The 20,348-nt window shown below is 71.7% G+C and carries 18 protein-coding genes; 8 read left to right on the top strand and 10 right to left on the bottom strand.

Annotated features, from left to right (window positions below; all coding sequences use genetic code 11):
• Nucleotides 1-99: 99 nt before the first annotated feature.
• The 3 genes from IE269_RS22235 (at nt 100) to IE269_RS22225 (ending at nt 2,989) form a co-directional block, all read left to right on the top strand.
• Nucleotides 100-816: a class I SAM-dependent methyltransferase gene (locus tag IE269_RS22235; protein ID WP_189824840.1), complete on the top strand. Its 717-nt coding sequence runs from the start codon at nt 100-102 to the stop codon at nt 814-816.
• Nucleotides 817-1,240: 424 nt separating this feature from the next.
• Entirely contained in the window at nt 1,241-2,287 is a 1,047-nt protein-coding gene (locus IE269_RS22230; protein WP_189824839.1) for an ABC transporter substrate-binding protein, read from the top strand.
• Between the two features lie 69 nt (nt 2,288-2,356).
• A complete protein-coding gene (locus tag IE269_RS22225; protein WP_189824838.1) occupies nt 2,357-2,989 on the top strand; it encodes a maleylpyruvate isomerase family mycothiol-dependent enzyme in 633 nt (210 codons plus the stop codon).
• A gap of 13 nt (nt 2,990-3,002) precedes the next feature.
• On the opposite strand, the gene IE269_RS22220 is transcribed toward IE269_RS22225, so the two are convergent.
• Nucleotides 3,003-3,500 carry a hypothetical protein gene (locus IE269_RS22220; protein ID WP_189824837.1) on the bottom strand — a complete coding sequence of 166 codons (498 nt, stop codon included), beginning with the start codon at nt 3,498-3,500 and terminating at the stop codon, nt 3,003-3,005.
• A 16-nt stretch (nt 3,501-3,516) separates the two neighbouring features.
• Entirely contained in the window at nt 3,517-3,927 is a 411-nt protein-coding gene (locus tag IE269_RS22215) for a Fur family transcriptional regulator (RefSeq protein WP_189824836.1), read from the bottom strand.
• A 310-nt stretch (nt 3,928-4,237) separates the two neighbouring features.
• Between IE269_RS22215 and katG the strand changes: the two genes are divergently transcribed.
• A complete protein-coding gene (gene katG, locus IE269_RS22210; protein ID WP_189824835.1) occupies nt 4,238-6,457 on the top strand; it encodes a catalase/peroxidase HPI in 2,220 nt (739 codons plus the stop codon).
• Nucleotides 6,458-6,532: 75 nt separating this feature from the next.
• Here the strand turns inward: katG and IE269_RS22205 are convergent, their stop codons facing one another.
• Nucleotides 6,533-7,582 carry an isopenicillin N synthase family dioxygenase gene (locus IE269_RS22205; RefSeq protein WP_229898058.1) on the bottom strand — a complete coding sequence of 350 codons (1,050 nt, stop codon included), beginning with the start codon at nt 7,580-7,582 and terminating at the stop codon, nt 6,533-6,535.
• A 280-nt stretch (nt 7,583-7,862) separates the two neighbouring features.
• Nucleotides 7,863-9,260, bottom strand: coding sequence for an aminotransferase class V-fold PLP-dependent enzyme (locus tag IE269_RS22200; RefSeq protein ID WP_189824834.1), 1,398 nt, complete (start codon nt 9,258-9,260; stop codon nt 7,863-7,865).
• 265 nt (nt 9,261-9,525) lie between these two features.
• Between IE269_RS22200 and IE269_RS22195 the strand changes: the two genes are divergently transcribed.
• Nucleotides 9,526-10,260 carry a S1 family peptidase gene (locus IE269_RS22195; protein WP_189824833.1) on the top strand — a complete coding sequence of 245 codons (735 nt, stop codon included), beginning with the start codon at nt 9,526-9,528 and terminating at the stop codon, nt 10,258-10,260.
• A gap of 94 nt (nt 10,261-10,354) precedes the next feature.
• Complete coding sequence (locus tag IE269_RS22190) at nt 10,355-11,776, top strand: carotenoid oxygenase family protein (protein ID WP_189824832.1); 1,422 nt, start codon at nt 10,355-10,357, stop codon at nt 11,774-11,776.
• Between the two features lie 15 nt (nt 11,777-11,791).
• Here the strand turns inward: IE269_RS22190 and IE269_RS22185 are convergent, their stop codons facing one another.
• From IE269_RS22185 to IE269_RS22175, 3 genes are all read right to left on the bottom strand, one after another.
• On the bottom strand, nt 11,792-12,730 hold the full coding sequence (locus IE269_RS22185; protein ID WP_189824831.1) for an AraC family transcriptional regulator: 939 nt from the start codon (nt 12,728-12,730) through the stop codon (nt 11,792-11,794).
• A 74-nt stretch (nt 12,731-12,804) separates the two neighbouring features.
• Nucleotides 12,805-13,731, bottom strand: a complete 927-nt coding sequence (locus IE269_RS22180; protein ID WP_189824830.1) for an NADP-dependent oxidoreductase — start codon at nt 13,729-13,731, stop codon at nt 12,805-12,807.
• Nucleotides 13,732-13,894: 163 nt separating this feature from the next.
• Nucleotides 13,895-14,740 (bottom strand): hypothetical protein, encoded by an 846-nt coding sequence (locus IE269_RS22175; protein WP_189824829.1) that lies wholly within the window; start codon nt 14,738-14,740, stop codon nt 13,895-13,897.
• A 178-nt stretch (nt 14,741-14,918) separates the two neighbouring features.
• Between IE269_RS22175 and IE269_RS22170 the strand changes: the two genes are divergently transcribed.
• Complete coding sequence (locus tag IE269_RS22170) at nt 14,919-16,217, top strand: NAD(P)/FAD-dependent oxidoreductase (protein WP_189824828.1); 1,299 nt, start codon at nt 14,919-14,921, stop codon at nt 16,215-16,217.
• 15 nt (nt 16,218-16,232) lie between these two features.
• Here IE269_RS22170 and IE269_RS22165 read toward each other — a convergent pair whose 3' ends face one another.
• Nucleotides 16,233-16,919 (bottom strand): TetR/AcrR family transcriptional regulator, encoded by a 687-nt coding sequence (locus IE269_RS22165; protein ID WP_189824827.1) that lies wholly within the window; start codon nt 16,917-16,919, stop codon nt 16,233-16,235.
• Nucleotides 16,920-17,072: 153 nt separating this feature from the next.
• On the opposite strand from IE269_RS22165, the gene IE269_RS22160 reads away from it, so the two are divergent.
• Complete coding sequence (locus tag IE269_RS22160) at nt 17,073-17,699, top strand: SRPBCC family protein (RefSeq protein ID WP_189824826.1); 627 nt, start codon at nt 17,073-17,075, stop codon at nt 17,697-17,699.
• Nucleotides 17,700-17,837: 138 nt separating this feature from the next.
• Here IE269_RS22160 and IE269_RS22155 read toward each other — a convergent pair whose 3' ends face one another.
• Nucleotides 17,838-18,476, bottom strand: a complete 639-nt coding sequence (locus tag IE269_RS22155; RefSeq protein WP_189824825.1) for a maltokinase N-terminal cap-like domain-containing protein — start codon at nt 18,474-18,476, stop codon at nt 17,838-17,840.
• Between the two features lie 57 nt (nt 18,477-18,533).
• Nucleotides 18,534-20,252 (bottom strand): acyl-CoA dehydrogenase family protein, encoded by a 1,719-nt coding sequence (locus tag IE269_RS22150; protein ID WP_189824824.1) that lies wholly within the window; start codon nt 20,250-20,252, stop codon nt 18,534-18,536.
• Nucleotides 20,253-20,348 lie beyond the last annotated feature (96 nt).

Here is a 20,348-nt window from a genome sequence, read left to right as displayed (position 1 = left end):
GACCGCGAGACGCGGCAGCAGGCGAGGCCGCGCAGCGGCAGGCGCGGGGCGCGGGGGCCACGGGCTGCCGCAGGCGGGAGGCGGCTAGAGTGCCCGGCCATGACCGAAGCGAACCATCTGCACGCCACGCGTCTCGCCTACGACACCGTCGCCGTCAGCTACGCGGAGCTGGTGCCCGCCACGTTCGCGGACGACGTGCACGGGCGCGCGATGATCGGCGCGTTCGCGGAGCTCACCCGGAAGCTCGACGCCGGGCCCGTCGCCGACCTCGGCTGCGGGCCCGGGCACGTGACGGCGCATCTGCGGTCCCTCGGGGTGGACGCGTTCGGTGTCGACCTGTCGTCGCGGCAGGTCGAGGTCGCCCGGCGCAGGTATCCGGACCTCCGCTTCGCGGAAGGGTCCATGACCGGCCTGGACCTGGCCGACGGCAGTCTCGGGGGCGTCCTCTCCTGGTACTCCGTCGTGCACACTCCGCCGGAGCTGCTGCCGGTGGTGTTCGCGGAGTTCCACCGGGTGCTGGCCCCGGGCGGGCATGCGCTGATCGCCTTCAAGGCCGGTGACAGGCTGCGCCACCTGGAGCACGCCTACGGGCACGAGCTCTCCCTCGACGTGTACTGGACCTCCCCCGACCGGATCGCTGAACTGCTCGGCAGGGCAGGCCTGTTGGAGGTCGCCCGCTTGATCCGCGAGCCGAGCGAGCAGGAGCGGCCCCGGCAGGGGCAACAGGCCTACCTCCTGGGTCGGAAGCCCGTGCGGCCTGCGGCAGGGGCCGGTGAGGCCGCCGCGCAGGGCGGGTCGGTGGCAGAGCCCGGGTGAGTAGCTCGCGAGTGTGCTGAGGCGGGTGGGCCGGGAGGGGTACGCCGGGGCGCTGCCGAACCGTACGGCGGCACCCCTGGCACCGGGCATGGCCTCCCGAACACGGCTCAGCCGCGACGCTGGAAGCCCTCGGGGCAGTCGGTGGCACGGGCCGGGGTCCCACCCTCCCCTGCACGGCGGCGAAGCCAGGGGACCTGAGTCGCACGACAGCATCCCCGGCACGGCGCAGGCGCGACGCCGGGGGCCCTGCTCCGAGCCCGTCTCCCGCAGGGCGCACGGGACGACCGGCCTCGCGGCCCCTGTCCCGGTCAGGAAATCCTGGCAAGGCGCCGCCCGTGCGGCCTATGCTGCCCCGTCGGCGATCTTGGGAGCGGCCGGGGGGTCGCGAGGTCGGCACGAACGGTTCAGGGAAGAAGGCATCCGCATGAGCACACCCGTCCGCATAGGCGCCCTCGCACCGCTCAGTCGGCCCGGGTGGGCCGAGGCCGGGCAACACCTGCTTGCCGGGATGGAGTTGGCAGTGCGGGACGCCCTGGCCTCCGGCGGGGTCGGCGGGCGGGAGCTGGAGCTGGTCGTGCGGGACACCGCGGCCGATCCGCAGCGGGCGGCCGACGCCGTCGACGAGTTGGCCGAGGCAGGCGTGGTGGCGCTGGTCGGCGAGTACCACAGTGTCGTCGCCCGGGCCGTCGCCACGCGGGCCGACGCCCGGCAAGTGCCGTACCTCTGCGCGTCGTCCGTCATCGACGTCCTCACCGAGCAGCCGTCGGACTGGGTCGCGCGGCTCTCGCCGCCGCAGTCCCGGGGGTGGCGGGTGTACGCGGACCATCTCGCCGGCGCGGGTCATTCCCGTATCGCGGTGGCGTACCAGGCCGGTGCCTACTGGGCTGCCGGGACCCGCATCCTGAGCGACCGCCTCGCCGTCACCGGGATCGACATGGGCGCGCACACGGTCGCGTCGGCGTGCGACGCGCTCGTGGAGGCCGAGGTGAGCGCCCTGCTGCTCCTGGCCGGCCATCCGGAACCGGCCATACCGCTGGTGGCCGCCGTACGCAGCGATCCGCGGTTCGAAGGGCTGCTCGTCGGCGCTCCGGCCGGGCAGCCTGAATTCCCTCAGTGGGAGGGGGAGTTGGGGGCCGGGATTCCCTTCCTGCGGTATCTGCCCGAGCAGCTGGGCCCGCTGGGACTGCGCGTCGAGAAAGAGCTCGGGGCTCCCTCGTTCGTCGCCTACGAGGGGTACGACGCGGCCACCGTCCTGACCGAGGCCCTCCGGATCCACGGTGCCGATCGCGCACGCATCGCCGCCTCCTGGCCGAGCCTGGTGGTCGACGGCACGCGCGGGCGGATCCGTTTCTCCCGCACCCCGGGCAGCACCGTGTGGCAGTGGGCCGACGCCCCCGTGCAGGTCGTCGACCGCGACCCGGCGTCCCCCGACCGCTTCCGGGTGCTGCGATCGGGGGACGGGGTGCGATGAATTCGGCTCCTGGTGGGAGTCTCCCCTTCGACCGGCACCGCACCGCCGCCGCAAGGAGACCCCGCCCCCATGAAGCCCACCGCCTGGCCCCTCGTCCACGCCGAGCGTGCCGCGCTGGCCGACGACCTCGCGCACCTCACCGGCCAGGAGTGGGAAACCCCCTCCCTGTGCAGTGAGTTGACGGTGCGTGAGGTGCTCGCCCACCTCACCGCCTCGGCCCGGCTCAACCCCGTGCAGTGGATGGCGGGGGTGATCCGCTGCCGGTTCGACTTCGACAAGCAGGTCGCCGTACGGCTGGCGGAACAGCTCGGTGCCACCCCGGGCGAGACCCTGGAGCGGTTCCGGCGGGCGATTCCCAGTACGACGAAGCCTCCGCTGCCCGTCCTGGCGCTGCTCGGCGAGACCGTCGTACACGGACAGGACATCCGGCGCCCGCTCGGGATCGTCCGCGACCAGCCGGTCGAGACCCTCACGCGTGTGGCCGCGTACTACGCGGGCACCGACCTCGTCGTCCTCGCCAAGGGGCGCATCCGCGGCCTGCGGCTCGTCGCGAACGACGGACCTTTCACGGCCGGGTCCGGAGCGCCCGTCACCGGTTCGACCCTGGCCCTGATCATGGCGATGACGGGCCGCGCGGCGTACTGCGACGAACTCAAGGGCGAGGGGGTGGACCTGCTGCGCGAGCGGTGCGGTCAGGCGTGACCCTCGGGCACCCTCAGACGTCCACGTTCCACTCCTGCGGCAGGTCCTCCTCGCAGAAGACGCACGCGAAGTGGGCGTCCCGTACGACATTGACCTGCGCGCAGGCCACGCACCGCCGGAAGATCACCTCGTACGTGAAGCCCGGCGGCCGGGGAGTGCCCGCCCGGTCCAGCGCCTCCGCGACGGCGGGCCAGGACCGGGCGGGGTCCGGGCAGTAGCCGGTCGACTGGTTGGTCACCTCGTCGACGGCCCAACGCCCGTTCTCCGTACGGAAGCTCATCTCGCCGGCTCCCAGGACCGCTCCCCCGCCCGCGCACGCCACGTGCTCGCTGCGCCGGGGGGCGAGCCGCAGCACCCCCTCGGCGTCGACCACGTAGGTGAAGGGCTCCGCGAACTCCTCCGCGTCCCGGCCCGCCGCCCAGGCGGCGAAGTCCGCCGCCGAGCGGATCGTGCGTCCCGTGCGGGCGAGAGCCCTCAACTCGGGAGGCCCCACGTACCGATAAGCCCTCACGCGCGCCGCTGCCTCCTCACGCACACCCCGGGCAAAGCCCCCTGTACGTGATCGCCGCCTCCGACACCGTGAAGCCGTAGCGCTGGTCCGGCGGGAGGTCGGTGAGGGGGTCGCCCGCCGGGTGGACGTCGCGGATCACGCCGCAGCCCGAGCAGACCAAGTGCTGGTGCGGGCGGTGCGCGTTGGGGTCGTAGCGCTTGGCACGGCCGTCCGTGGAGAGTTCGGTGACCTCGCCGAGGGAGACCATCTCGCCCAGCGTGTTGTAGACGGTCGCCCGGGAGATCTCCGGCAGCCGGTCCACCGCGAGCGCGTGCACCTCGTCCGCCGTGAGGTGGACGTGGTCGCCGTCGAGGACTTCCGCGACGACACGCCGCTGCGAAGTCATCCGCCAGCCGCGCCCGCGCAGCCGCTGTAGCAGGTCACTCATGACGAACCACCCCCGTTGATGTCGATGAAGTCGTTGATGCCGATGTTGCCGATGTTGCCGATGCAGGACGGTGCAGGCCGGTGACGCGAATCGGTGAAAACGAGTCGAGTTTAAAGGCCGTTGTCATAGTTTTGATGAAACATGGAACAGGTGAGCTTCTTGACCTGGACCCAGTCCATCATAGGATCGGTTCTTGGCGACGGGCCACGGGCCAAGCGACAGGACACCAGGCAGTCCGTACCGGCCACCCGCTCATCAGATTTCTGAGATCCGCTGAGACTTGCTGATCTGCCCAGCTTGAGAGGAACCCATGGCTGACAACCACGATGCGATCGTCACCGACCCGAAGCCGGAGGAGACCGGGGGCTGCCCCGTCGCCCACGGCCGGGCCGCGCACCCCACGCAGGGCGGCGGCAACCGTCAGTGGTGGCCGGAGCGCCTGAACCTGAAGATCCTCGCCAAGAACCCCGCCGTGGCGAACCCGCTCGGTGAGGACTTCGACTACGCGAAGGCCTTCGAGGCGCTCGACCTCGCGGCGGTCAAGCAGGACATCGCCGAACTCCTCACCACCTCCCAGGACTGGTGGCCGGCCGACTTCGGCAACTACGGCCCGCTGATGATCCGTATGGCCTGGCACAGCGCCGGCACGTACCGCATCAGCGACGGCCGCGGCGGCGCCGGTGCCGGGCAGCAGCGCTTCGCGCCGCTCAACAGCTGGCCGGACAACGCGAGCCTGGACAAGGCCCGCCGTCTGCTGTGGCCGGTGAAGAAGAAGTACGGCCAGTCCATCTCGTGGGCCGACCTGCTGGTCCTGACCGGCAACGTCGCCCTGGAGACCATGGGCTTCGAGACCTTCGGCTTCGCCGGTGGCCGCGCGGACGTGTGGGAGCCGGAGGAGGACGTCTACTGGGGCCCGGAGACCGAGTGGCTGGGCGGCGACGCCCGTTACACCGGCGACCGCAACCTGGAGAGCCCGCTCGGCGCGGTCCAGATGGGTCTGATCTACGTCAACCCCGAGGGCCCCAACGGCAACCCGGACCCCGTCGCCGCCGCCCGCGACATCCGCGAGACCTTCCGCCGGATGGCGATGAACGACGAGGAGACCGTCGCCCTCATCGCCGGTGGCCACACCTTCGGCAAGACCCACGGCGCGGGCCCGGCGGACAACGTCGGCGACGACCCCGAGGCCGCCCCGATGGAGCAGCTGGGCCTCGGCTGGAAGAGCACGTACGGCACGGGTGTCGGCAAGGACGCGATCACGTCCGGCCTGGAGGTCACCTGGACCACCACGCCCACCCAGTGGGGCAACGGGTTCTTCAAGAACCTCTTCGAGTTCGAGTACGAGCTGAGCAAGAGCCCGGCGGGCGCCCACCAGTGGGTCGCCAAGGACGCCCCGGAGATCATCCCGGACGCCTTCGACGCCGAGAAGAAGCACCGTCCGACGATGCTCACGACGGACCTTTCGCTGCGCTTCGACCCGGTGTACGAGGAGATCTCGCGCCGCTTCTACGAGAACCCGGACCAGTTCGCGGACGCCTTCGCCCGCGCCTGGTACAAGCTGACGCACCGTGACATGGGCCCGGTCGCCCGCTACTTGGGCCCGGAGGTCCCCTCCGAGGTGCTGCTGTGGCAGGACCCGCTGCCGGCCCGCGAGGGCGAGCTGCTGGACGCCGCCGACATCGCGGCGCTCAAGGAGCAGGTGCTCGGCTCGGGCCTCACGGTCTCGCAGCTGGTCTCCGCCGCCTGGGCCTCGGCCGCCTCGTTCCGCGGCAGCGACAAGCGCGGCGGCGCCAACGGCGCCCGCATCCGCCTGGAGCCGCAGCGCAACTGGGAGGTCAACAACCCGGACGAGCTCGCCCAGGTGCTGCGCACCCTGGAGGGCGTCCAGGAGTCCTTCAACGCCAAGGGCGGCCGGCAGGTCTCCCTGGCCGACCTGATCGTCCTCGCGGGCACCGCCGCGGTCGAGAAGGCCGCCAAGGACGGCGGCGTGGACGTCGAGGTCGGCTTCACGCCGGGCCGCGTCGACGCCTCGCAGGAGCAGACGGACGTCGAGTCGTTCGAGGCGCTCGAGCCCGCCGCCGACGGCTTCCGCAACTACGCGGGCAAGGGCAACCGCCTCCCCGCCGAGTACCTGCTGCTCGACCGGGCGAACCTGCTCACGCTGAGCGCCCCCGAGCTGACCGTCCTCGTCGGCGGTCTGCGCGTCCTCGGTGCCAACCAGGGCGGCTCGAAGCACGGTGTCCTCACCGAGCGCGTCGGCACGCTGACGAACGACTTCTTCGTCAACCTGCTGGACCTGGGCACGGAGTGGAAGTCGACCTCCTCCGCGCAGGACGAGTTCGAGGCCCGCGACGCGAGCGGCGCCGTGAAGTGGACGGGCACCCGCGCCGACCTGGTGTTCGGCTCGAACTCCGAGCTGCGCGCCGTGGCCGAGGTGTACGCGAGCGACGACGCGAACGAGAAGTTCGTGAAGGACTTCGCCGCCGCCTGGCAGAAGGTCATGGACCTGGACCGGTACGACCTGGTCTGATCCGGCCCGCTTGTGCGGGGGAGGGCCCGCCGGTGCCGAACACAGCACCGGCGGGCCCTCCGTCGTATCTCCTCTTCAGCGCGCGAAGTTGGCGGCGATCCGCTGCCGGATGTAGTCGCCCGCGGTGATCGGCGGGTAGCGGCCCTCCGGGCCCTCGATCACCACGTCCTTGTCGGCCTGCGCGAAGAACGCGATGCTGTGGCGCGCCGCGCGGTCGTCCTCGGGGCCCGGTGACTTCACCCGGTGGAAGTTGGACGGGAGCCGGTCGTCGCTCCACCGCATCAGCATGTCGCCGATGTTGCAGGTGATGACGGTGTCGGCCGGTTCGACCGGCGTCCACTCCTGCGCCTCGGCCTCCCTGCCCGGGCAGACCTGGAGTCCGCCCTGCCCGTCGCGCTGGAAGAGCAGCGTCAGGCAGTCGAAGTCGGTGTGCGCGCCCGCCCGCCAGACGTCGGCGGGGATCTCGGTGTCCTCGGGCACCGCGAAGTAGTGCAGCATCCGCAGCGTGGACTGGTACTGGGCGCTCGCCGGGTCGTGGGCGCGGGCGAAGAAGCCGTCCGGCAGGCCGAGCCTGTCCGCGAAGCAGGACAGCACCTTCATCGCCAACTCCCGGCAGTGCGCCTCGAATTGGAGCACGCGGGCACGGAATCCGGGCAGCGCGTCGTCGGGCCAGAGGCCGTCCATGTGGGGGCGGGTGAGCTGGTACGACTCCTTCTGGTCCGGGGTGCCGACCGACGGCCTGACCTGGGTCATGGACTCCCAGCCCGCGTTGAGCCCCTTCTTCAGGGCATGCCGGGACTTGGCCCGCTCCGGCAGGCCGAAGAAGGCCTCGGCGTCGGCGAAGGCGCCGTCCACCAGCTCCTGCGGGATGCCGTGGTCGACGAGCTGGAAGAAGCCGATGTCCGTTGCGGCGGACCAGAGTTGCTCGGTGATCTCGGCCCGGCGGGCGTCGAAGTCGCTCAGGTCGATCCGGCGGATCTCCCGGGACGAGGTCTCCGTACCGGCCCCGCCCATGCGGGACTCCTTCGCCAACTCGGCCATGGCGTAAGGGGTTTCCTGTGTCGTCGTGCGGGTCGTCGTGCGTTTCGTCGTGCGTTTCGTCGTGCGTTTCGTCGTGACTGTCATCGCGGCTGTCGCTCCTCGAAGCGATCGTGGTTCGGATGCGGGATGCAGTCACCGCCCCTGCACTCCCCACCGCGGGCGCTCAGAGGCCCGCGGGCACGGTCGCCGTCGGTCCCCGCCCGGTCGCGGGTCCTGCGCCGTGGTCTGGTACGGACCCCTGTGGCCCGGGGTCCGTACGCGATGGGGTTCAGCCTGGGCGGTGCGTGTTTCCCGTCGCGGGTCCGGGTGTTACGCGGCCGTAAAGCCGTAAACCCGAGTCCGGCCGCCCACTCCCGTGCGGGGTTCAGCAGGCGGTGCGCGGTGGCAGCACTTCCCGGTGCGGGGACGGGCCGGTGGCCAGGTCGCGGCACAGGGCCAGGAAGCGGTCGATGTCGGCGGCGCTGGTGGCCATTCCGGCGGAGACGCGCACGACACCGGGGTAGGGCGGGTGGAGGCGGCGTACGTACTCCTCGGTGTTCGGCCGGTCGTCGTGGGCCAGCGCCCGGCGCACCTGGTCGGCGGTGACGTGGTTGAGGGCCTCGCCGACGCCCGGGTTGCAGAAGCAGCCGGTGCGCAGGGAGATCCCGGCGCGGGCCGCCTCGCGGACCACCAGGCGGTCGTCGAGGGGGCGGCCGTCGGCGTGCACCAGGGTGAGGGCGACGGTGGAGCCGCGGAGCGCGGTGCCGTCGGGGCCGTGGACGAGGACGGCGGGGGTCCCGTCCGGGCGGGTGAGGGTGCGCAGGCCGTCCAGGAGGCGGGCGGTCAGGCGGGTGGCGTGGTCGTGGACGGCGGAAATGCCCACTCCCGTCAGCCAGTTGAGGCCCTCGGCGACGGCGGGGATGTTCTGGAAGTCGAGGGTGCCGTCCTCGAAGGAGGCGGGCGGGTCGTCCAGGACGTGCCAGGACAGGTGGGTGCTGGAGGCGCGGACCGTGCCGCCGGAGAACCAGGGGCGGCGCAGGGCTGCCAGGGCGTCCCGGCGGGCGATCAGGGAGCCGACTCCGGTGGGGAAGCCGAGGATCTTGTACCAGCTGAGGCAGACGAAGTCGGGGTGGTGGCGGGACAGGTCGAGCGGGTTGGCGGGGGCGTACGCGGCGGCGTCGAGCAGTACCCGCCAGCCGGCCTCGCGGGCGCGGTCGATCCAGTCCAACGGGTGCTGCACACCGGTGGAGTTGCTCTGCGCGGGGAAGGCGAAGAGCCCGGTCGGCAGGTCGGACCGGGAGTCGGTCGAGCGCCGGCCGGCGGGGTGCAGGTGCGGGGCGAGGGCTTCGTACGACGTACGCAGATCGGGCAGGTCCGGCCGTACGGTCTCGACGCGCGCCCCGCGGGCGGTGGCGAACCGGCGAATTCCGAGTACGGAGTTGTGGTTGTCGCCGAGGTGGAGAAAGGGAACTCCGGGGCCGAAGGGAAATGCTTCGCCCACGAGGCGGCAGGCGCCGGTCGCGTTGGCGGTGAAGACGACCGTGTATTCGTCGGGCGAGGCACGGAAGAATGCGAGGACGGCCTTGCGGGCTTCTTCGACCAGTTCGGTGCTGCGTGCCGATGCGGGGCTCGCCGAGTGCGGATTCCCGAAGGATGTACTGGTCAGACGGGTGTGGTGGAGGTCGAGCAGGCTGCGGGGCGGCAGGGCGGCGCCGGTGTAGTCGAGGTAGCAGTGGTCCTCGTCGTCGAGGTAGCCGAATTCCTGCTTCCGCAGGGCGTCCACGGGACATTCCGGGAAAGGAGCGGAAAAGGGCTGCGCTATGGCAGGTAAGGCATTCATGGCGGATCCCCCGTGAGGTTTTTCTGGTGGTGCATTCGTCGCCGTTGTCGGGGCGAAAGTCTTTCTCAGGCTACGACGCGGCTTCCGGCGGGGACAGGCCGGGCAGCCCTCCTCTTCACAGCGGTACGGAACCGTTCGCCCCGGTTGGTCATCTGACCCCGTGTACGGCCCCAGCACAGTGAAGCACCGTCGAGAGGAACCGCTCCTGATGACCCGTCGCCTGCGCGCCCTGCTCCTGTCCGTCCCCCTGCTGCTGACCGCCTCGGTCCTGTCCGCCGCACCGGCCTCCGCCGTCATCGGCGGTGCGAAGAGCACGTACGGGCCATGGGCAGTGCGCATGTTCGTGGACGGGAAACCGGCGTGCACCGGGACGGCGGTGACCACGCAGTGGATCCTCAGCGCCTCGCACTGCTTCTACGAGCAGGCGCAGCCGATCGCCGACAAGCGGATCTCGTTCAAGGTCGGCAGCCTCGACGTCCGCAAGGGCCAGACCGTGCGCCCGCTGGCGGGGAAGCGGGTTGGCAGCGCCAAGGCCGACATGGTGCTGATCAAGGTCCAGCCGATGAAGGTCACGCCGGCGAAGCTGTCCGCCGCCCCCGTCCGTCCCGGTCAGACCGTCCGGCAGTACGGCTGGGGCGCGACCTGCACCACCGACGAGAACGCCTGCCAGTCCCCCGTCCTCAAGCAGGCCGACCTCAAGGTCGTCAAGCCCAACGACCCCCGCTGCACGGGCCACACCCTGCCGGGCGGACCGGACTTCTGCATGCTGAAGGGGTCCGGCATCCCCGCGGGCGGCGACTCCGGCGGCCCGGTCATGAGCATCGCCCCGAAGGGCAAGGAGGTTCTGCTCGGCGTCTTCTACGGCTCCGACCGGGAGTCCAGTGCGGAAGCAGGCGAAGTCTCCCAGCAGCTCGCCTGGATCCGGTCGGTCACGCGCGGCTAGCCGGTCCTGTCCGGGGCCTGTTCGGGTGCGGTGCGCTGGGGCAGGGTGGGATGCGGACGGGCCGTCGGGCCCGCCCCTCCCCGAGGAGGCCGCGATGACGGACGACCGCAACAACCCTTATCTGGAAGGCCTGTTCGCCCCCGTCAGCGAAGAGGTCACCGCGCACGACCTGCACGTCACCGGCCGCATACCGGAGGCCCTGACCGGCCGCTTCCTGCGCAACGGCCCCAACCCGCTGAACATCGAGGACCCGGCCGCCCACCACTGGTTCAGCGGTGAGGGCATGGTGCACGGGGTGCGGCTGCGCGGCGGGCGGGCCGAGTGGTACCGCAACCGGTGGGTGCGCAGCGACGCCGTGGCCGCCCGGCTCGGCGAGAAGGGGCCGCAGGGTCCGCGCCACCTGGGCATGGACTTCGCGCCGAACACCCACATCCTGAGCTTCGCCGGCCGCAACCTGGCCACCGTCGAGGGCGGGGCGCTCCCCTACGAGCTCGACCACGAGCTGAACACCCTGGGCCCGTACGACTTCCGGGGCACCCTGCCCGGTGGCTTCGCCGCGCACACGACCGTCGACCCAGCCACCGGTGAACTGCACGCGGTCGCGTACTGCTGGGCGTACCCCTATGTGCAGTATCTGGTGGCGGGCCTGGACGGGCGGATCAGGCAGCGGGTGGACGTGCCGGTCGAGGGCGGCCCCATGATGCACGACTTCTCGCTGACCGCGTCCTACGTCCTGCTGTACGACCTGCCGGTGGTCTTCGACATGGACGGCGCTTCGCGCGGGGACAACTTCCCCTACGTCTGGGACCCGGCCCGTCCGGCGCGGCTCGGCGTACTGCCGCGCGAGGGTCCGGCGGAGGCGGTGCGCTGGCTGGGCATCGACCCGTGCTTCGTCTTCCATCCGATGGGCGCGTACGAGTCGGCGGACGGCCGCACGATCACCGTGCACCTCGTGCGCTACGACAAGCTCTTCGACCGCAGTTCGCGCTTCGGCCCCGACGAGGCGCCGCCCTGCCTGGAGAAGTGGACGGTCGACCTGACCGCAGGGACGGTCCGCCAGGAGCAACTTGACGACCGGCCCGTGGAGTTCCCCCGCATCGACCCGCGCCGGGCGACGCTGGAGCACCGGTTCGGGTACGGGGTCGTCCAGCCCGGCGACGGGTACGGGGCGGAGCGCTCCCGGCTGCATCTGGAGACCCCCGGCGAGCTGCTGCCGCCGGACATCACGCAGGTGGGGATCGGCCTGGTCAAGTACGACCTGGTGAACGGCACGACGCAGGAGCACCGCTTCGACCCGCGCGGCGACGTGGGCGAGGGTGTGTTCGTACCGTCCGGGCAGGGCAGCGAGGAGGACCACGGCTGGCTGCTGACTTACGTCTTCGAGCCCGGGCGGGACGCCACGGACCTGGTGGTGCTGGACGCCCGGGACCTGGAGGCGGAACCGGTGGCGCGGATCCATCTGCCGGTGCGGGTGCCGGTGGGGTTCCACGGGAACTGGATCCCGGACGAGCGGTAGGCGCCTTGCGGCGCGTCAGGCGGCGCGGGCCTCGCGGCGGTATCCGCCCGGGGCCTGCCCGTACTCCCGCTTGAAGGCCTTCGCGAACGCGTACTCCGAGCCGTAGCCGGTGCGGGCGGCGACCGCGCCGAGCGGGGCCTCGGACTCGCGGAGGAGCTTCGCGGCGGTCGTCAGGCGCCAGCGGGTGAGGTACGCCATCGGGGGTTCGCCGATCAGGGCGGCGAACCGGCGGGCGAAGGCCGCCCGGGACAGCCCCGCCCGTCCGGCCAGGGCCTCGACGGTCCACGGGTGGGCGGGGTCCTCGTGGATGGCGTTCAGCGCCGGGGCGACGGCCGGGTCCTCGAAGGCGGCGGCCCAGCCCGGCGTCGCCGTCGAGGCCTGGTCGTCGAGCCAGGCGCGCAGGATGTAGAGCAGGAGCGAGTCGACGAGCGCGGGGACGATGCCGGCGGAGCCGATCCGCGGATTCTCCAGCTCGGCCCCCAACAGCTCGACGGCCGCGCGGAGTTCACGGTGGCGGCCGGGGCGGGCCGGCAGGTGCACGAGATCCGGGAGCCGGCCGATCAGGGGGTGCGGGCGGGTCCGGTCCAGTTGGTAGTGGCCGCACAGCAGGCTGGTGCGCGGGCCGTCGCCGCCGACGGTGGCCGTGCCGATCGGCCACGAGTCCTGCCGCCGCACCGGGCGTTCCACGTCCTCGGCGGGCGTCGAGGGGTGGTCGGCGAGGATGCAGCCGGTACCGTCGCGGAGGAAGATCACGTCGCCGGGGCCGAGCGGGATCGGCTCGGCGACGGGCGCGCCGTCGAGCGGGATCAGCCAGCAGGTGCCGCTCAGGACGATGTGGAATCCCGCCCCTGCGGCCGGGGACAGGCGCAGGGCCCAGGGGGCGCGGCCCTCGGTGCGTACGGACGTGGGCCGTCCGGTCCGCATGGAGCTGAGCGCCTCGGTCAGGATGTCCATCCTGCTTTCCCCTTTGAATCCGCTGGTCGTGGGCCGGTCCCTGGTCCTTCGTCGGGCCCCCGCAAACCCTAGGGTCACGTCGTCGTGAGGACGACCTTGCCCTGCACCCGGCCGCCGCCGACCAGCTCGTGCGCCGTGGCGGCCTCCTCCAGGGGGAAGGTCTCGGCGACGTACGGGCGGATGCGGCCCGCGTCGACGAGTGCGGCGATGGACTCCAGCGCCGGGCGGTCGGGCTCGACGGCGATGCCGGCGAAGCGGCGTCCGGCGGCCTCGATGCGGGCGGCCAGTTCGCGGTCGCGGTACTCCATGATGCTGACCAGGGTGCCGCCGGGGCGGAGAACCTTCAGGGACCGTACGCCTTCGGAGGAGGAGTCGAGGACGGCGTCGACGTCCCGGACCGCCTCGGTGTAGTCGGTGGTGCGGTAGTCGATCACCTCGTCGGCGCCCAGGCTCCGTACGAAGTCGTGCTTGGGTGCGCTCGCCAGGGCGACGACGTGGGCGCCGCGTGCCTTGGCGAGCTGGACGGCGAGGTGGCCCACTCCCCCGGCCGACCGGTGGATGAGCACCCGGTGCCCCTGCGTGAGACCGGCCGCGTCGACCAGGCCCTGCCAGGCGGTGAGGGCGGCGAGCGGCAGGGCGGCGGCGTGCACGTGGTCGAGGGTGGCGGGTTTGCGGGCCAGTTGCCGGGCGGGGGCGAGGACGTGGTCGGCGTACGCGGTGGCGGCGCGGGGGAAGTGTGGCATGCCGTACACCTCGTCGCCGGGCGCGTATCCGCTGCCGGGACCGGCCTCCTCGACGACGCCCGAGACGTCCCAGCCGACGCCGAACGGGGGTTCGCCGAGGATCGGGTGCTTGCCGGAGCGGACCACCAGGTCGACGGGGTTGACGGCGGTGGCGTGGATGCGGACGAGGACCTCGCCGTCGAGCGGAACGGGGCGTTCCAGCTCGACGGTCTCCAGGACCTCGGGGCCGCCGAAGGACTTCTGGATCACTGCGCGCATGGGGGCTTCCTGCTGGTCGAAGGCATGGATACGCGGACTGCCGGGTGCGGGCGGGTGCCCGGTCGGTGCCGCTGCCCTCGACCTTAGGAAGCGTCTGCGAGCGGATGAATGTCCTTCTGTCTCGGGAGAATGTCCCGGCGTCTCGCCAGGTGGCCTTCTGGGCTCAGACGCGGGCCAGCGCGACGAGGTAGAGGAGTTCGACGTAGAGGTTGGCCTGGGAGGTGGCCTGGAACTGGGTCTGGATGGTCTCGTTGGCGCCGACCCACCACACGTAGTTGGCGTCCGGGCGGCCGCGGAAGCGTTCGTTGACGGTGAGCCTGTTGCCGCGTTCGGTGGCCCCGTCGGAGCCCGCGCTGCCGGTGGAGTCCGACCACAGCTGCACCCTGCGGTTGACCACGGGGTGCCACTGCGAGCCGGGGGCGTCGAGGAGTTCGTCCACGATGACCGAGATCCAGCCCTGGCTGTCGGCGCTGCCGATCGCGGTGGAGAAGAACCAGTCGTACCGGTAGTCGACCGTGGTGCGGAACTCGAAGTCGCTGAAGGACGGCAGGCGGAACGGGCCGCCCATCTCGGCCGTGCCGCCCGCGGCTCCGGTCCTGTTGTAGAGGCCGAGGCCGACGTGCGCCTCGCCGCTGCCGAGGTCCACCGTCGCCTGCTGGCTGCCGTCGGAGGCCCTGGACCGGGGCCAGGGCCACGGGCGGCGGAAGAGCTGGAGGTCGGCGATCGCGGCGTCCGCCGTCGCCTCGGGCGGCCGGACGTACGTCGGGGTCTGCGCCAGACGCGTGCGCACCTGCTCCTCCCAGGCGGCGAGGGCCTCCCGGTCGATCGTGCCGGACTGCACGGCCGCCGCCGCCTCGATGAGGGCCGCGTTGCGCCGGGCGCGTTCCTCGCGCTGCCGCATGTCCTCGTCGAAGGCGCGGGAGCGGGCTTCGGTGAGGGCGTCCAGCGCGTCACCGGGGATCTTGACCTCGTCGAAGGGGCCTGGCATGGGTTCACCGTGCACGGTCATGGGGTTCCTCCTGGCCGAAGAGCGCGGGCCGATGCGCTCCACGGTAGGACCGCGCGCACACCACGGGGAGGGGGTATGCATCAACTTGCCGGTGTAGACAGGGGAGTTGGTGGGGATGGGGCGGGAGGTACCGTACTACTCACCAGTACGGCCCGTGCCCCGAGGGAGAAGACCGCCCATGAACAGGCCCGACAGCGTGCCACCCGGCAAGGCCGCACGCGACCACGACGTCGTCATCAGCGGGGCCAGCCTTGCCGGTTGCGCCGCGGCGATACTGCTCGCTCGGCGCGGTGTGCGCGTCGCGCTGCTGGAGCGCCGGTCGGACCCGAATGCGCACAAGGCCCTGTGCACGCACTCCCTGACGGCCTGCGCCCATCCGGTGCTGAGCGAGCTGGGGCTCGTCACCGCCCTGGAGGAGGCCGGTGCGGTTCCCAACAAGGGCCGCTGGCACACCCGTTGGGGGTGGATCGAGCCGTGGGGCGCGGCCTCGGACGCCGATCTGCCGATCGGTTACAACGTCCGGCGCAGCACGCTGGACCCGCTGATCAGGTCGCTGGCCGCGGAGACGCCCGGGGTGGACCTGCTGCTGGGACACCGGGTGACGGGGCTGCTGCGCGAGGGCGCCGATGCGCGGGTCGTGGGGGTGCGGGCGGCGTCGGCGGACGGGGAGCGGGAATTCCGGGCCCGGCTGGTGGTGGGCGCCGACGGCAAGGACTCGGTGGTGGCGAAGTACGCCGGGGTGCCGGTGCGGGAGCACAAGAACGGCAGGTTCGGGTATCTGGCGCACTACCGGAATCTGCCGCTGCGGGACGGGATCAGCCACACCTGGTTCCTGGAACCGGACATGGCGTACGCGTTCCCCAACGACGACGGGGTGACGGTGCTGGCCGTGCTCCCGGACAAGAAGCGCCTGCCGGCCTTCCGGGAGGACCTGGAGGGCAGTTTCCTCGACTTCGTCCGCGCGCTGCCCGGGGCGCCGGACGTCGACGCGGCCGAGCGCGTCACGAAGATCACCGGCACGGTCGACTACCCGCTGCACAGCCGCAGGCCGACCGCTCCGGGGCTCGCGCTCGTCGGGGACGCGGCGCTGACCTGCGACCCGCTGTGGGGAGTGGGGTGCGGGTGGGCGCTCCAGTCCGCGCAGTGGCTGGCGCGGGCGGTGGCTCCGGCGGTCGCAGGGCGGACATACGCTGACAGGACGGAGCGGACGGACAAGGCGTTGGCGGTGTACGCCCGTCACCACGGGAGGCGGCTGCGCGGCCACCAGTTCATAGCGGCGGACTTCGCCGTGCCGCGGCCGTTCAACCCCGTGGAGCGGCTGATGTTCTCGGCGGCCGCGCGTGACACGGAAGTGGCCCAGCACATGCACCAGTTCGCGTCGCGGCTGATCGGTCCGGCCCGGTTCCTGAGCCCGGCGGCCCTGGCGAAGGCGTCGGTGGTCAACCTCCGGCACCGCAGGGCGGGCGCCGGGACCTGATCCGGGCCCGGGGCGTCAGCGCGGGGCGAGGGCGTCCAGTTCGGCCGCGAACAGGAGGGCGGAGTCGAAGCCCATGCCCGCGAAGTGGCCGGCCAGCTCCAGCGACAGGACGCCGTGCATACGGGTCCAGAAGGTCAGCGCCAGGTGCAGGGCCGCGGGCGGGGCGGGATGCCCGGCGGCCCACTCCCGGTGCTCGGCCAGGAACGCGGGGGCGGGGGGAGGGGTCTTGCGTGCGGCGAGGGAAGCGGCGCACGCGTCCAGGAGCGTCTTCATGATCTCGTCGGAGATGCCGGTGACGTCCTGGGGGGCGTGGTAGCCGGGGACCGGGGTGCCGTAGATGAGCAGGTAACGGTGGGGGTCCTCCCGTGCCCAGTCGCGCAGGGTGTGCGCGAGGACGGTGAGGTCGGCGCCCGTGGCGGCGGTGGCGTGGAGGGTGTCGGCGAGGCTTCGGTAGGCCTCCCTGATCAGTTCGGTGATCAGGTCGTCGCGGCTGGCGAAGTAGCGGTAGAGGGCGGGTCCGCTCATGCCCATCTGCTTGGCGATGGCGTTGAGGGAGAGCGCCGAGGCTCCGGCCGTGGCGATCTGCTGCCAGGCGTGCTGCTTGATCTCCGCGCGCACTTGGGCGCGGTAGCGCTCGCGCGGGGTCCCGGCATCGGCCTGCGGGCCCGTTTCCGCGTCCGTCTTCGCACTGCTCTTCGCCACGGCCTGCCGCCTTCTTTCCACCTTCGCCGCAATTTTCGTTAGAACCTATCACTGAACTGTTGACCCCTCACAAGCCGTCCAGTTATAACTTCTAACGAACACACCGACTTATAGCTCCAGCCGAACCGAGACCGTTCCGAGAAGGGGACCACCATGTCCGCGATCCGCCGCACCCGTGCCGCACTGCTCACCGTCCCGCTCGTCGCCACCGGGCTCCTCGGCTCCACAGCCGCAGCCGCACCCGCCGGGGCCGCGTCCTCCCACTCCCCCGCCTCCCTCACCTGCCAGGGCCAGGGCGTCGACCCCGACGCCCGCGTCCGGTACCGCACCGAGACCGTCGTCCACGCTCCCCTGCACCGCATCTGGAAACTCCAGACGGACGTGGCGCGCTGGCCCTCCTGGCAGCCCGGCATCACGGACGTGAAGCGCCTGGACCACGGCCCGTTCCGCGCCGGCTCGGCGTTCCGCTGGACGACCCCGATCCCGCCCAACCCGCAGACGCCCGCCACCAGCCTGGAGATCACGTCGACCGTCGAACAGCTCAAGCAGGGCTCCTGCATCCGTTGGACCGGACCCGCCCTCGGCACGGGCCTGCGCATCGACGGCGTGCACGTGTGGAAGTTCACCAAGGTCAGGGGCGGGGTCCGGGTGACCACCGAGGAGACGCACACCGGCGCGGTGGTGGACGCGAACGAGGACGCCGCGCGGGCGATCCTCCGCGAGGGCCTGGAGAAGTGGCTCCGCGACCTCAAGTCGGCGGCGGAGTCCGGAAGGTGCTGACGCTCTCGCGGGCCGGAGGCCACCCGCACGGGTGGCCTCCCCCACCGGTTCAGGACAGCAGCCGAGGCCGATGTGAGCAGCCCCGGCAGGTGGGGACTCGGGTCGAGGTGTTCCCGTCGACGTCCGGCTGTCAGGCCGTCAGAGAGCCAGTTCGGCGAAGACTCCCCGGCGCTCGGTGCCGTCCGGGGTCTGCCAGGTGGCGGTCACGTGCGCACGGTCGAACCCCTCGGGAGCGGGCCGCAGCACGCGCGTCACCGTGAGCGTCGCCGTGTCCCGCACCGCGATGTCCGTGGCGTCCTTCCCGTCCCGTACGACCGCCGCGTCGGCCGGTACCAGCTCCCCCGAGAGGGCCGAGTGCACCGTGACGGACAGATCCGGCGTGTCGGTCAGGCTCTGTGCCTGCGGCACCGCGCGCTGGTGGAGCAGGGCGAGCAACTGGCCGACGAGGACCGGGTCGTGGGCGCCGTCGTACACCCAGCGCTTGCCCAGCACCCCGTGTTCCGTCGTGCCGACGAGGGCCTGTTCGGCGGCCCCTTCGAGCGGCGCGCCGCGATAGGTGACGGGAACGTGGTACGCGACCGGGCTCGCCCCGGAGGTGTCCGTCACCACCATGAACTCCAGGCCCACCTCGCCCTCGGGGTCGTCCAGCCGGAAGCCGCCCGCCTTGGCCAGTTCCGGGGTTCCCGAAGTGCCCTGGTACCAGGGGCGGGTGGGCAGCCACCGGGTGAGGAGTTCGAGCTTGGTGGGGATCACTGTGGTCTCGTGGATCGTTGCCATGCGGGGAAGGTACACGGCCGGTGCCGGTGCCTTCCCCGCAGGCTGTGGGGCGAGGGCTCAGGGAGCCATCTCGTACGTGCCGGACAGCGCCTCGACCTGCTGCCAGACGCGGTTCGAGCGGTCCTCGTCCACGGCGGGGCGGCGGACGGCCCCGAGCGCCCAGTTCTGCTGGGCCTCGGTGGCGGAGTCCTTTCCGTACAGCTCCACGGCGTGCGCGGAGAAGTCCCGCACGAGGACGGCGAAGAGCTCGTCGAGGACGTCCGCGTCGAGGTCCGTGAGCTTCGCCTGCTCCAGGATGAGCTGGGCGTGGACGACGAGCGCGAAGAGCTGGCCGACCGAGAGGAGGAGGTCCAGGTCGCGGCTCTGGGCCTCGTCGGGGGCGGCGGTCTTCACGAACTCGCAGAGTGCGTCGGCCTGTTCGCGCAGACGGGCGACGTTGGGGAGGGTCGCGTACGCGTCGAAAGCCGGGCGCCAGTCGTGGAAGCGGACCGAGCCGAGGCCCCGGGCCGGGCCCTGGCGGAAGAGGAAGTCGTCGTCGGCCGCGTCGCGGCGGGTCGGGACGGGCTCGTAGGGGGCCGGGTCCAGGAGGTGGTTCTTCATGAACTTCAGGATCAGGGCGAGGTTGACGTGGACCGTGCCCTCCAGCTTGGGCAGGCCGCGGATCTCGATCGCCGCCTGGGCGAAGTAGTTGTCCTTCTCGAAGCCCTTGGCGGCGATGACGTCCCACATGAGGTCGATGACCTTCTCGCCCTCGGTGGTCACCTTCATCTTCGTCATCGGGTTGAAGAGGAGGTAGCGGCGGTCGTCGGGCCCGGCGGTGCGGAAGTAGTCGACGGCGCGGTCACTGAAGAGCTTCATGCCGACCAGGCGCACGTACGCGTCGGTCAGCTCGCGTCGCACGTGCGGGAACGCGGTGACGGGGCGGCCGTACAGGATGCGGTTGCTGGCGTGGGTGACGGCCTCGTACATCGCGTGCTCGCAGATGCCGATGGAGGCGGTGCAGAGGTTGAACTTGCCGACGTTGACGGTGTTCAGCGCGGCGTCGAAGGCGGCGCGGCCGGTGTGCAGGACGTCGGCGGCGGTGACCGGGTAGTCCTCCAGGCGGAATTCGCTGACGTACTTGGAGGAGTCGACGACGTTCTTGACCAGGTGGTACGCCTCGTGGCGGCTGTCGGCGGCGAAGAAGACGTAGCCGTCGGGGCCCTCGACGTCGGTACGGCGGCCGAAGACGGAGACGAGTCCGGCGGCGTTGCCGTTGCCGATGTAGTACTTGGAGCCGGTCGCGCGGAAGCCGTCGCCTTCGGGGGTGAGCAGCATGTCCGTGTTGTAGATGTCGGCGCCGTGGGACTTCTCGGAGAGGCCGAAGGCGAAGACCTCGCCCTGGTCGAGGAGCTGGGCGGCGCGGGCGCGGGCGTCGGCGTTGTCGCTCTGCCAGACGGGGCCGAGGCCGAGGACCGTCACCTGCCAGGCATACCAGTAGTCGAGGCCGTAGAAGCCGAAGATCTCGTTGAGGGCGGCGATGCGGGCGGTGTCCCACCGCTTGTCGGGGTTGTCGCCTGCGGCGGCCTCGGGGGTGAGGAAGGTCGCGAAGAGCCCCTCCTTCGCGGAGAAGGCGAGGAAGTCGGCCAGCCAGGCGCGGGTGCGGTAGTCCTCGATGAGCCGGCGCTTGCCGCGTGCCTCGAACCAGTCGACGGTGGCGCGCAGCAGCCTGCTCGTCTCGGCGTCGAAGCCCTGGGGGTCGTAGGTCTGCGGGTTGAAGAGGAGGGGGGCGGCCATGAGGGGTGCCTTTCGGGGAGGGCGACCGGGCGGGTTCGCTGTTACCGGTGAGTACGTCGCGGGCAGGTCGATCTTGCTATGCAACTTGTTGCACAA

This window comes from Streptomyces spiroverticillatus (assembly GCA_014650415.1).
In the GTDB taxonomy this organism is placed as follows: domain Bacteria; phylum Actinomycetota; class Actinomycetes; order Streptomycetales; family Streptomycetaceae; genus Streptomyces; species Streptomyces spiroverticillatus.
The sequence above is the reverse complement of the archived record's forward strand: the minus strand, read 5'-3'. Positions and strand labels throughout refer to the sequence as shown.